This window comes from Vicinamibacterales bacterium (genome assembly GCA_041659285.1).
Classification (GTDB): Bacteria; Acidobacteriota; Vicinamibacteria; order Vicinamibacterales; family UBA2999; genus 12-FULL-67-14b.
On record JBAZYO010000008.1, the window covers coordinates 149,658 to 162,045 of the forward strand.

Sequence of the window (12,388 nt, forward strand, 5' to 3'; positions counted from 1 at the left end):
ACGCCATGCCTACCGTCGAAGAGATTCTCGGAGCCGACGCCAGCACCCTCCTGAAGCACCAGTGCAAGATCCCGAAAGAGACCCTGCACCTGCCAGGCCCTGACTTCGTGGAGCGCATCCACCTCGCGTCGAACCGGCCGGTGCCGGTGCTCGGGCGCCTGCAGTCGCTGTTCGATCACGGCCGGCTGGGCGGCACCGGCTACGTCTCGATCCTGCCGGTGGATCAAGGTATTGAACACTCCGCGGGCGCCTCGTTCGCGCCCAACCCGCAGTACTTCGACCCCGAGAACATCGTCAAGCTGGCCATCGACGGCGGCTGCAACGGTGTTGCCTCGACGCTGGGCGTGCTCGGCATGGTGTCGCGGAAGTACGCGCACAAGATTCCGTTCATCCTGAAGTTGAACCACAACGAGTTCCTCTCGTATCCCAACACCTTCGATCAGATCCGCTTCGCGAGCGTGAAGCAGGGCTTCGACATGGGCGCGGCCGGCGTCGGCGCCACGATCTACTTCGGCTCGGAAGAGTCGAAGCGGCAGATCCAGGAAGTGGCGGAGATGTTCCAGCACGCGCACGAGCTCGGCATGTTCACCGTGCTGTGGTGCTACCTCCGCAATCCCGCCTTCAAGACCAAGGACGTCGATTACCACCTCGCGGCGGACCTCACCGGCCAGGCCAACCACCTGGGCGTGACCCTCGAGGCCGACATCATCAAGCAGAAGCTGCCCGAATGTAATGGCGGCTACAACGCCGTCAACTTCGGCAAGACGCACAAGAAGGTCTACACCGACCTGAGCAGCGAACACCCGATCGACCTCACGCGCTACCAGCTCGCCAACTGCTACATGGGCCGCGCCGGCCTGATCAACTCGGGCGGCGCCTCGGTGGGTGAGAGCGACCTCAAGGAAGCCGTGAAGACGGCGGTGATCAACAAGCGGGCCGGCGGCACGGGCTTGATCTCGGGCCGCAAGGCGTTCCAGCGCCCCATGACGGAGGGCATCGGCCTGCTCAACGCGATCCAGGACGTTTACCTGAGCAAGGACGTCACCATCGCGTGACGCGGCCCTCGACCTGGGTCGCGCTCCTCGCTGCACTGGTCTTGTTGGCCGGCGCGTCGCAGCTGACGCGCGCCGGCTACTCCGTTGATGAAGAGTTCACGGCGTTCGCCGTCCGCGGCATCCAGGCCGACCGGCTGCCGCTGCTGCCGTCCGGCCTGCTCTACGACCGCGGCCTCGCCTATTCCTACGCCAGCTGGATCGCCGGCGGTGTGTCCGGTTCGACGCTTCCCGCCTATCGCGCGCTCAGCCTGGTCTGCGGGCTGATCTCCGTCGCGCTGGCCTTCGCGATTCTCCGCCGCCTGACCACCGGCCGCGCCGCACTCCTCGCCGCGATCTTGATCTCAGCCTCGCTGCCATTCTGGGCCACCGCCACCACCGGCCGCTTCTACGCGCCCTTCCTCGCCTCGTATCTGGTCGTCTTGTGGGCAATCGGCACTCTTGGCCCGCCTTCGCTCGCGCAAGCTTTGCGGGCGAGCTTCGGCGAGGTCCCGCCGAAGCGGCCTTCGGCCGCGAAGGCGGACACCCTACGCACCGTACGCACCTTAGGCACCTTGCTCGGCCTGGGCTTGTTAGCGGCCCTCTGCCGTTGGACCCATGAGCTGGCCTTCACACTAGCTGCCGTCCCGGCGCTGTGTGTCGTGCTCGGTCCGAAGGCCGAGCGGCGGAAATGGCTTGCCGCGACCGCGGCGGTGATCGCCGGGCTGGTCGTGGCACAAGCGGGGATCTTCGTTCTGCACTACCTCGCGCCGTCGAGCGGCGAGACCATGGTCCGGCGGTTCTTTCTCTGGCAGGTGCTGAACCTGTTCGAGGTGCCCGCGCCTCGACAGTACGGCGTCGTGCTCACCGCGATGGTGCTGGCCTGGCTGATCGTGCCGCGGCGCGCCACGCTGGCAACGGTGCTGGCGCTGTGCGGAACCGCGATGGTGCTGGCGTTCTCGCTGGCGCGGGCCACGAACCTTGGCCCTCTCAACCTGCCGCTGGTGACTGCCGTCTTGTCCGAGGGCGCGCAGTATCCGCTCGACATGTTCCGGCACATGGCCGCCGCGCATCCCGTTGCCACCAGCCTCGCCTTGGCCGGATTGGTGGCCCGCCTGGCGGGCAGCGGCGGTGAGTGGACGCTGCGCGAGCGCGCCGCGCACCTGCTCTGGGTCGCCTGGGTGCTCTGGTTTGGCGCCATCGACTCGGGGATCACGATCAACTACCTGCTGTTGCCGATGTCGTTCATGCTCGCGGCGACTGCCGTCGATGTGGATGCCATTGTCCGGCATAGCCTGCCGGCGTCTGCCGCCGGGCGCCGGATGGGCATCGCCGTGATCGGGCTGATCGTGGCCGGTGTGGTGGTCGATCAGTGGCGCGGCACGGGTCCAGTGACCGAGCGTCTCGAAGTGGCGCGGCCCACCATCCACATCCAGGGCATCGACGAGGTGCGCGCGGCGATTCAGCCGTCCGACCGCGTGGCGTGCACCGACGAACTGGGATGCCTGATGCTGGTCGGGCGCATCGACCGCTGGCTCGCGCTCGATGATTTCGTGCGCGAGCGCTTTCTCGTGAAGCTGGGCGATGACAATCTGGCCGGCGTCTACACCGGCGCGCCCGCGGTGTTTCGTCCCGGCGAGCTGTTTTCGCCCAACCCCGACGGCACCCTGCCCGACCGCGTGATCGTGGTGGATGTGTTCAAGGAGTACCCGATCGGCAACTCGCGCTCGTGGCTGCCGCGTGCCATCGAACTGGACGGACTGCAGGTGACGCCGCTCCTTGAAACTCCCCAGGCGCGCGTCCTCCAGATTTCACCCCCGGAAAGAAACGCGGCCCTGCAACCCTAGCGAGGGCCGTTCCCGCTGAGGTAGTCCCGCAAGGCTTCCCGTGTGCTTCGAAACGCGAGATCATCCCACGGGATCGCGTCGAGGTCGAACTCGCGGGCCTCGAGGCCTTCGTCATCCACCGCGAGCGCGCCGGACACCTTGGTGGCGGCGTAGACGATGATCACGGGCGTGCGTCCGGCATAGGAGTAGATTCCGATCAGGTGGTCCAGCCGCACGTCGAGTCCGACTTCCTCGCGAGCCTCGCGGATGGCGGCGAGCGTGATCTCCTCCCCGCGGTCCACGTAGCCGCCCGGAAACACCCACTTGCCGTATCCCGGCTCGATGGCCCGCCTGACCAGCACGAGCTGGCGCCCCTGGTTCGCCCGGATGACGGTGCCGACGGCGATTTTCGGATCCAGGTAGAACACGAATCCGCACGTCGCGCCCGTGCACACCAGCCGCTTCGGCTCGGTGACCTTCAGCACGCGCGGCTCGAGCGGACTGCCGCAGACGGGGCAGAACTTGTAGGGCGGGTTCACTTCATGGGAATGCACTTGGCACCCAGTATAAGATCCAGATATGTCGATCCTTAAAGTCGCCAAAATGGGCCACCCCGTCCTGAGGACCAAGACGCGGACCGTCGACAAGAACGAGCTCAAGTCCCAGACCGTGCAGGACTTCATCGACAGCATGGTTGACACGATGTTCGAGTACTCGGGCGTCGGCCTGGCGGCGCCGCAGGTGCACGAAAGCCTGCGGCTCTTCGTGGCCATGCTCGACTCCGACGGCCGCGGCGAGGGCGATGCCGTGATCTTCGTCAACCCCGAGATCACCGTGATTGGCGATCAGACGGTGGAAGGCTGGGAGGGGTGCCTGAGCATCCCGGACGTGCGCGGCCGCGTGCCGCGGGCCCACCACATCAAGGTGTCGGCGCTCGACCGCAACGCCAAGCGGTTTGAAATCGACCTCAAGGACTTCCCGGCTCGCGTGGTCCAGCACGAGACCGACCACCTCGATGGCGTGTTGTTCTTCGACCGGATGAAGTCGCTCGAAACGTTGACCTACCTCGAGGAGTACTCGCGCTACCACGCCCGCCGCGACAAGGACGACGACAAGGACGACGACGAGGACGACAACGACGAAGAGTAGGGTGCTCCCGGCGAGGGTGCGCTCCCGCCGGGAGGTGCCCTTATTTCTTCTTTTCGCCGGTCCCGTTCATCGAGAACTGGCCGCCGTTGATGTCGAACATCACCTTGGCCTTATCGGTGCCATCGGGCGTCAGCGTGATCACGGCATCGAACGGGTTGCCCTGGAAGTTGCCCGCGAACTTGAGCACCAGGCTTTCCTTGTCCTTCGAGACGTCGGTCACCTTCTGCACGTCGGGCTGCATCTGGTTGGAGATCTCGGCGACGACCTTGCCGCCATCATCTTTCAGGACCAGGCTCTGCTCGAAGGCGCCCTGTGGGCTGTCGAGCATGAGCGACCAGGTGCCCATGAAGCCGCCGGCGGCCGCGGGCGAAAGGCCCTGGGCCGAAACCACGAGCGGTGAGAGAGCGAGCGCCAAAGCGACGGTTGCGATCAGGCGTGCCATCGTAACTATCCTTGTTGGGTCCGCCAGGGAACTCCGGCGGGTGAATGCGGATTTTAGCACCAGCTCGGCCGGGTGAAACCACGGGTGAGCGCGTATAATTGCGGGCATTCCCCCTTCGCGCTTCGCGCTACGGTGGACAGGCCCTTTCCTAATGCCAGCTGTTGCCCTCGACACCGCTCCGCCGAAGGTCACCCTGCTGTCGTCGCCGTCGGTCCCTTACGACGGCGCGATTGCGGCGGCCCGCACCTGCTATTCGCCGCGCGTGATCCAGCGGAGCGAAATCACCGATAAGCAGCGGGATTCCATCGGGCCGCTGACCTTCGAGGGCGGCCACCACACCGTGTTCCAGCACGCGCACTTCGAGTTCGGCCTCGAAAATATCTCGCGCCAGCTGGTGTGGAGCGTCCTTCACTCTTACCCGTTCTACAACTCGGAGCAGTCCAGCCAGCGCTACGTGAAGCTGAACGAGCCGCGCGCGTTCGTGCCGCCCATCACCGGCGAGGCGCTGGATGTCTACGAGCAGGCCGTGTTGCGCGCCTGGGTCGCCTACGCCAAGCTCTCGGCGCTGCTCAAGGACGATGCCTGGGCCGTCCTGAAGGAACTGCGCTACGTGCGGCCCACCAATTCCGCGGCGCGGCTCAAGACGGTGGAGCGCGAGGCCGAGAAGAAGGCGATCGAAACGGCGCGCTACGTCATTCCCATCGGCGCCTTCACCTCGATGGTGCACACCGTGTCGGGCATCGTGCTGCACCGCCTGCACCGCATGCTCAACGCCGGCGACGTGCCGTACGAAGCGGCCATGGTGATTGGCGCGATGGTGGACCTCGTCACGGAGGTCGATCCGATGTTCTTCGAGAAGATCGGCCTCGACACCTTCGCGCGCGAGTCGATGCCCGAGTTGCAGTTTCCCAACACGCGCGCGTCTGGCGACGCGTTCGCCGCCGAGTTCGACCGCCGCCTGCACGGCCGCGTCTCGCGCCTGCGCGACTGGTCGGCGGGCGCCGAGCGCGTGGTCGCCGACGCGGTGCGCGCCACCTTCGGCATCACCACCGCGGAAATGGACGACGAGGAGGCGATCGATCGGGTGATGAACCCGGCGCGCAACCCTTACCGCGTGGACATGCTCGACGTCGCGTATCACTCGCCGATGATGCGCACGCTCAACCACGCCTTCTACGTGTTCGAGAAGCGTTTGAGCCACACCGCCGACTCGCAGGACCAGCGGCACCGCATGGTGCCGGCCTCGCGGCCGATGATGACGCTGGCCGACACCTCGGCGCCCGACTACATCACGCCGCGGCTGATTCGCCAGAACCCCGAGGCCCTGGCCGTTTACGAGCAGGCGATGGCCGACGCGTGGGCGGCGAAGAACCGGCTGCTCGCGCTGGGCGTGCCGCTCGAGTACGCGCTCTACGTCGTCCCCAACTCCAAGGCCCTGCGGCTGGTGGAGTCGGGCTCGTTCATCGCGCTGCAGCACAAGTGGACGCTGCGCACCTGCTTCAACGCCCAGGAAGAGATCTACCTGGCGTCGATGGACGAGATCAGCCAGGTCAAGGCCATCCATCCGCAGCTGGGCCGGCACCTCGGCCCGCCGTGCGTGCTGCGCAACCAGATCGTGTCGCCGCGCTGCACCGAAGGCACGCATTTCTGCGGCGTGCCGGTGTGGAATTCCTTTCCGCACGCCGAGCGTCGCCTCTGACCGCGTGGTGATCCTCCCCTGGGTCGCGCACGCCTACACGGCCACGGGAGCCGTGATTGCCCTGCTCGCGACCGGCGTCACCTTCGCGCACAACTTCCGCGCGGCGTTCATCTACCTTGTGGTCGCCACCCTCGTCGATGCCACCGATGGCGTGCTGGCGCGGGCGTTGAAGGCCAAGGAGCGCCTGCCGCATTACGACGGCGCCCGTCTCGACGACATCGTTGACTACCTGACCTACGTCTTCGTGCCGGTGCTGATCGTGTGGCAGGCCGAACTGGTGCCGGTGGCGTTTCCGGTGTGCGCGGCGATGCTGATCGCGAGCGCCTATGGGTTCGGCCAGGCGCATGCCAAGGCCCATCAGGGCGATCACTTCTTCACCGGCTTCCCCTCCTACTGGAACATCGCGGTCGTGTATCTCTACGTGTGGCAGCTGGCGCCGATGGTCAATGCCATCGTGCTGCTCGGGCTGGCGCTGCTGGTGTTCGTGCCGATTCGCTACGTCTACCCCTCGCGCACGACAGCGTTGAAGGTGCCGACGCTGGTGCTTGGCACGATCTGGGCCGCGCTGTTCACGTGGATGGTGTGGCGCCTGCCGGCCACCGACGGCCCGTGGATGGTGCTCTCGCTGGTGTTTCCCGTTTACTACTTCGGGTTGTCGTTCTGGTTACATGCTGGTGCCAGGGTGCCGGCCTCCAGGTAGTCGCGCATGTCGCCGCTGGTCATCATCTTCCTCACGGTCTTCATTGACCTGCTCGGTTTCGGGATCATCATCCCGCTGCTGCCGTTCTATGCCGAGTCGTTCGGCGCGTCGGCCTTCACCATTGGCCTGCTCGGCACCAGCTTCTCGCTGATGCAGTTCCTGTTCTCGCCGATCTGGGGCCGCTGGTCCGACAAGATCGGGCGCAAGCCAATCATCATGCTCGGACTGATGGGATCGTGCCTGTCGTACCTGGCGCTCGCGCTGGCCACCTCCTTGCCGATGATCTTCTTCGCCCGCATCATCGGCGGCATTGCCGGCGCCAACATTCCGACCGCGCAGGCCTACATCGCCGACGTGACGACGCCCGAGAACCGCGCGCGGGGCATGGGGATGGTCGGCGCGGCGTTCGGGCTGGGCTTCATCTTCGGCCCGGCGATTGGCGGCCTGCTGAGCCGCATCAGCCCCGAAGCGCCGATGTGGTTCGCGTCGGCGTTGTGCCTGGGCAACTTCACCGCCGCCTGGTTCCTGCTGCCGGAATCGCGGCGGGTGTCGTCGGCGACCATGACCCTGGGCCGCCTCGAAGCCTTCAAGCACGCGCTGACCAAGCCGGCGCTGGTGCTGCTGCTGGCGCTCTATTTCCTCGTGACGGCGGCCTTCTCCGGCTTCGAAGCCACCTTCGCGCTGTTCAGCGAGGCGCGCTACGGCTTCACCGCGGCGTCGATTGGCTTCTTGTTCGCGTTCATCGGCGTGGTGCTGGCGACCATCCAGGGCGTGCTCGTCCACAAGGTGGTGAAGCGGGTCGGCGAGGCGCGGCTGATCCCGGCGGCCATCTTCTGCATTGCACTTGGCATTGGCATGGTGCCGTTTGCCTGGAGCGTGCCGACGCTGCTGGTGGCGCTGTTCGTGCTGGCCGTGGGCATGGGCTTCAACAACCCGTCGCTGACGTCGATGGTGTCGCGGCTGTCGGATGCCAACGACCAGGGCGGCACCCTGGGGCTCGCCTCGTCGCTCGCCAGCCTCGGCCGCGTCGTCGGCCCGGCGTGGGGCGGGTTCCTCTACGACGCCTACGGCATGACCACGCCCTACCTGAGCGCGTCGGGGCTGATGCTGGTCGCGTTTGCCGTGTCGTTCTTCGGACTGTCGCGGGTGCGCCATGAATCCGACGCTGCTGCACGCGGGTAATCCCGGCCCGTTCACCGGCGAGGGTAACTGGACGTATCTGATTCCGGGTGACCGCGCGATCCTGATTGATGCCGGCGTTGGGGAGCAGGCGCATCTCGACGCCATTGCCGTGGCGGCTCCGGCGGGTCCGGCCGACGTCCTCGTGACGCACGCGCACAGTGATCACGCGGCCGGCGCGCCGGCCGTCCAGGCGCGATGGCCGTCGGCGCGTTTCTCCAAGTTTCCGTGGCCGGAGCGCGATCGCGACTTGCCGTGGCAGCCGCTGGTGGAAGGCGCCAGCGTGATCACCGGCGAGGGCCTGCTCGAGGTGCTGCACACGCCCGGGCATTCACCGGACCACGTGGCGTTCTGGCACGCGCATTCGCGGACCTTGTTTGTCGGCGACCTGCTGGTGCTGGGCGGCACGGTGTTCATCCCCGCGTCCGCGGGAGGCAACCTCGCCGACTACCTGGCGTCGCTCGAGCGGCTGCGGCAGTTGTCGCCGCTGCGGGCGTGGCCCGCGCACGGGCCGGTGATCGAGGATCCGGTCTCGTTGATCACGCAGTACCTCGAGCATCGCCGACAGCGCGAGGAGCAGGTGCAGGCCGCGCTCGCCGCGGGGCTCGCGACCGTGGACGCGATCACCGCGCGCATCTACGCCACCCTCGTCCCCGCGCTGGCCCCCATGGCGCGCGAGAGCGTGCTGGCGCATCTCATCAAGCTGGAAGGCGAGGGCAGGGCACGGCGCGATGATGCCCACTGGGCCAACCTGCCGTAGCAGTTTCTTTACGCTCCTCGAGGACGTGAAGCGACGTCACCAACGCGACCTGGCGGCTGGGTTCGGCAGGGTGACGATGCCGGATGCGTAGAGTGACGTGACTAATCGGCGGGCAGCGAAGGCCCTGGAGGTGGGCGAACCATCTCGATGCTATCATCCGCGCGAGCAGGGGGTTGCCGAGGGGCCAAGATCCAGACGCCGCATCCTTCGGCCTTCGCACTGTGCGGCAACCTCAGGAGTGTGCTCGTGTTCACAAGACCGTTGATGGCTGCTGCAGTAGGCGCGCTGACTCTGACACTGCCTCACGTCTCAGCACGGGCGGCCGAAGTGAAGGTGCTCAGCGCGATCGGCATGCGCCAAGTGATGCTCGATTTGGGCCCCAAATTCGAACGTGCGACTGGCTACAAGTTGGCGATCGCCTTTGACAGTACGGGTTTGATGGCGAAGCGAGTCGCCTCCGGTGAGCAAGTCGATGTCGTGTTGATCAATCGGTCGGCCATCGGAATACTGGAAAAGGACGGTAAGGTGATTGCGAGTTCGGTCACGCCGATTGCAGCGTCCGTCGCGGCTGTGGCCGTTCGCAGGGGTGCAGCCAGGCCAGACATTTCCTCACCCGAGGCCTTTAGGCGCATGCTGCTTTCGGCCAAATCGGTCGCACGGCCCTCTCCCTCGGTTGGAGGTTCGAGCGGAGATCACATCGCGAGGGTGCTGGAGCACCTCGGGATCTCCGACCAGGTGAACGCCAAGTCCGTCATCGTGATGACGGGCACCGCCAACCAGATTGCGGACTCGCCGGGCGAGGCTGTCACGAAAGGCAAGGCCGACGTTGCCCTGCACCAGCTTCAGGAACTCATGGTTGTGCCCGGCCTCGAGATTGTCGGCCCGTTTCCAGGCGAGCTCCAGGGGAGCTTTGCTTTTTCGGCGGCACTTGGCACCAACGCCAGGGAGGCGCAGGGCGGAAGAGCGTTGATCGAGTTCCTCCTGACGCCCGCCGCCCGGGGTGTGATCAAAGCGAAGGGAATGGAACCCATCACGCCGTGATTCCTGGTCCGCCATATTCGAGTCTCAACGAAAGCTGAGCGGCCGGCAAGATTAGGTAACAGTTCAGTCAGGGGACATAGGCATCAGGAGTAGTATCGGCCCATGCCACACCGCATCACTGGCGAGCGGACGAAACGATGGCACACCCTGATTCTCACGTAACGATCCACATGGCGGCGAGCCTCGATGGCTTCATCGCGCGAAAGGACGGGCGCGTCGACTGGCTCGAAACCTCAGACGAATTCGCAGGCGGGAACACCATGGACCCAGGATTCGTCGAGGCGTTCCTCAAGACGATCGACTGCTACGTCATGGGGTCGCGAACCTATGAGACCGCGCTTGGTTTTGAAGCCCAGGGGTTGGGGTGGTCGTACGGCGACAAACCCACTTTCGTCCTCACTAGTCGCGAACTGCCGCGGACCCGGGATACCGTCGAGTTCCACTCAGGCGATCTCGCGCAGTTCGTGAATGGGCGCCTGCGGCCCACCTTCCGTACCATCTGGTTCGTTGGAGGCGGGGTGGTCTCCGCCGAATGCCTGCGTCTCGGGCTAGCCGACGAAGTTCGCTATTCGATCCTGCCGATCTTGATTGGTGACGGGATCCCGTTCTTCGAGAAGTTCGACACCGACATCGCCCTCCATCTGGCGGAGGTCACCGCCTACAAGAGCGGCATGGTGGAGCTTCGTTACGATGTGCGAAGACATGACGGCGAGTCACGGAACGCCCCCTGACAACAGCATGCTTCGAGCGGAAGAACCAGGCGATTCGCCTGGCGGAGTAGACTGTGAGAAGTCGGCCAGCTCCGTCGTTCGGCAACCGCTCGACCTGCAATTGGGAGTCGTCGCCATGAGAACGAAACCGCCCGTGATCGGCGTCGTGATTGCCCTCAGCCTGTTGACGGCTGTTTCCACGGGTGTTCTCGCCCAACAACCCACCATTCCTGAGTACGTGGCCGAGCTGACGGGGGCATTCGGCGAGGGCATACTCGCCCCCACGCCCGTGCTCGACGCGCCCTTCTCGGCAGAGGCCGAGACGGTGTGGCAGCCGCGGGTCGACAGCGGGAAGCCCAAACAGCGTGCCACCGCCCGTTATTACCGCGATCGCGAGGGTCGCGTCCGGGTGGAACAGATGTTCGTTGGCGTCGCGAGTGATCAGAGTCCGCAACGAGTCATCGTGTTGCCAGACCGGCAGAGCCTGCCGGTGTATCTGCTGGATCCTGCCGCACGAACGGCAAGCAAGATCCCGCGGGGGCATGCCTTGATGACCGTCGGCGGCGCCAACAGCCTGGTGATGCCCTTTGCAATGAATCGCTTCATCGACTTTCCCCTGCCTCAGCGACTCCACTGGCATTCCCAGGTGGCGATCGAGCAGGAACCGCTCGGGCAGCGGGCGATGGCCGGGGTCCAAGTTGCGGGAACGCGCTTCGCAGCGACGTGGCCGTTCGGCCCGGCGGCCCGCGTAATCCAGACGACGGAGGAACGGTGGGCCTCACCGGAGCTGAAGCTGGTGGTGTATGACCGGGTTGAGGACTCCGAAATCGGCAGCGTCGAGTACCGCCTGACCAGGATCACCCGCGTCGAGCCGACGCCAGCACTCTTCGAGGTGCCCGCGAACTACGAAGTGAACGACGTGATTCAACCGGCGTTGTGGGGTAACCCGTATCTGCCGGAGACGTGGCCCGCCGGGCGTGGCCCGGGCCGGCGGTAGGTGATCGCTACTGCAATGGACAAGTCAGCGAACGAGACTGACGCGCATCCGCCACGCGAGATCGCCCGCATGGTCGAGCGCCTCGGCGTGGCGAAGGCGCAGACCGATGCCGTCACGCTGGTCGTGCTGGCCACGCTCGCCGGCGCGTTCATCTCGCTCGGCGCCCTTTTCTTCACCGTGGTGGTCACGGGGTCGAACCTTGGCTTCGGTGTCACCCGGTTACTGGGCGGTGTGAGCTTCTCCCTCGGACTGATTCTTGTCGTGGTCGCCGGCGCCGAGCTGTTCACCGGGAACAATCTTCTGGCGATGGCCTGGGCCAGTGGCCTGATTGGCACCAGAGACGTCGTGCGGAACTGGCTGCTGGTCTACCTTGGCAACGTGATCGGTTGCCTGGGGACGGTCCTGTTCGTCGTCTGGGCCGGCACCGGCAGCCTCGGCGGCGGCGCCGTCGCCGAAATGGCCATCCAGATCGCTCGCACGAAGGCAGACCTCTCGCTCGGCGAGGCCTTCGCGCGCGGGCTCCTGTGTAATGCCCTCGTCTGCCTGGCGGTGTGGCTCGCCATGGGCGGGCGCAGCGTGGCCGACAAGATTCTGGCGATCCTCCTCCCCATAACCGCCTTCGTCGCGATTGGCCTCGAGCATTCGATCGCCAACTGGTTCTTTCTGCCCTTCGGCCTGGCGCTGGACACGCAAGGCGCGGTGTCGGTGGCGGGCGCCGCCAGGAACCTCGCCGTCGTGAGCGTGGGCAACCTTATTGGTGGAACCCTGCTGGTCGCCGGTGTCTACTGGGTCGCGTACTTGCGAGGCGGGCGCAAGCAGGAAGGCCGAACGTGATCGCCGGACGTTCTGGGCGG

13 protein-coding genes are annotated in these 12,388 nt (G+C 65.8%); 11 read left to right on the forward strand and 2 right to left on the reverse strand.

Translation table 11 applies throughout. The annotated features are described in order from the left end of the window. Positions 1-5 precede the first annotated feature (5 nt). Positions 6-1,055, forward strand: coding sequence for a class I fructose-bisphosphate aldolase (locus WC815_14805; protein ID MFA5910048.1), 1,050 nt, complete (start codon positions 6-8; stop codon positions 1,053-1,055). Continuing rightward, complete coding sequence (locus WC815_14810; protein ID MFA5910049.1) at positions 1,052-2,878, forward strand: glycosyltransferase family 39 protein; 1,827 nt, start codon at positions 1,052-1,054, stop codon at positions 2,876-2,878. The genes WC815_14805 and WC815_14810 overlap by 4 nt, the downstream gene beginning before the upstream one ends. Here the strand turns inward: WC815_14810 and WC815_14815 are convergent. Continuing rightward, positions 2,875-3,411, reverse strand: coding sequence for an NUDIX hydrolase (locus WC815_14815; GenBank protein ID MFA5910050.1), 537 nt, complete (start codon positions 3,409-3,411; stop codon positions 2,875-2,877). The two genes, WC815_14810 and WC815_14815, sit on opposite strands and share 4 nt — an antisense overlap. Before the next feature lie 25 nt (positions 3,412-3,436). On the opposite strand from WC815_14815, the gene def reads away from it, so the two are divergent. Beyond that, positions 3,437-4,006: a peptide deformylase gene (gene def / locus WC815_14820; GenBank protein MFA5910051.1), complete on the forward strand. Its 570-nt coding sequence runs from the start codon at positions 3,437-3,439 to the stop codon at positions 4,004-4,006. A gap of 40 nt (positions 4,007-4,046) precedes the next feature. Here def and WC815_14825 read toward each other — a convergent pair whose 3' ends face one another. After that, entirely contained in the window at positions 4,047-4,448 is a 402-nt protein-coding gene (locus WC815_14825; protein MFA5910052.1) for a hypothetical protein, read from the reverse strand. A gap of 151 nt (positions 4,449-4,599) precedes the next feature. On the opposite strand from WC815_14825, the gene WC815_14830 reads away from it, so the two are divergent. From WC815_14830 to WC815_14865, 8 genes are all read left to right on the forward strand, one after another. After that, complete coding sequence (locus WC815_14830) at positions 4,600-6,147, forward strand: FAD-dependent thymidylate synthase (protein MFA5910053.1); 1,548 nt, start codon at positions 4,600-4,602, stop codon at positions 6,145-6,147. 4 nt (positions 6,148-6,151) lie between these two features. After that, positions 6,152-6,847 (forward strand): CDP-alcohol phosphatidyltransferase family protein, encoded by a 696-nt coding sequence (locus tag WC815_14835; GenBank protein MFA5910054.1) that lies wholly within the window; start codon positions 6,152-6,154, stop codon positions 6,845-6,847. Positions 6,848-6,853: 6 nt separating this feature from the next. Beyond that, entirely contained in the window at positions 6,854-8,029 is a 1,176-nt protein-coding gene (locus WC815_14840) for an MFS transporter (GenBank protein MFA5910055.1), read from the forward strand. Next, on the forward strand, positions 8,001-8,786 hold the full coding sequence (locus tag WC815_14845; protein MFA5910056.1) for an MBL fold metallo-hydrolase: 786 nt from the start codon (positions 8,001-8,003) through the stop codon (positions 8,784-8,786). The genes WC815_14840 and WC815_14845 overlap by 29 nt, the downstream gene beginning before the upstream one ends. Before the next feature lie 264 nt (positions 8,787-9,050). Further along, complete coding sequence (locus WC815_14850) at positions 9,051-9,827, forward strand: substrate-binding domain-containing protein (GenBank protein MFA5910057.1); 777 nt, start codon at positions 9,051-9,053, stop codon at positions 9,825-9,827. A gap of 170 nt (positions 9,828-9,997) precedes the next feature. Next, on the forward strand, positions 9,998-10,558 hold the full coding sequence (locus WC815_14855) for a dihydrofolate reductase family protein (GenBank protein ID MFA5910058.1): 561 nt from the start codon (positions 9,998-10,000) through the stop codon (positions 10,556-10,558). A gap of 133 nt (positions 10,559-10,691) precedes the next feature. Then, on the forward strand, positions 10,692-11,534 hold the full coding sequence (locus tag WC815_14860; protein MFA5910059.1) for a hypothetical protein: 843 nt from the start codon (positions 10,692-10,694) through the stop codon (positions 11,532-11,534). Positions 11,535-11,549: 15 nt separating this feature from the next. Continuing rightward, positions 11,550-12,368 carry a formate/nitrite transporter family protein gene (locus WC815_14865; GenBank protein MFA5910060.1) on the forward strand — a complete coding sequence of 273 codons (819 nt, stop codon included), beginning with the start codon at positions 11,550-11,552 and terminating at the stop codon, positions 12,366-12,368. Positions 12,369-12,388: the final 20 nt, after the last annotated feature.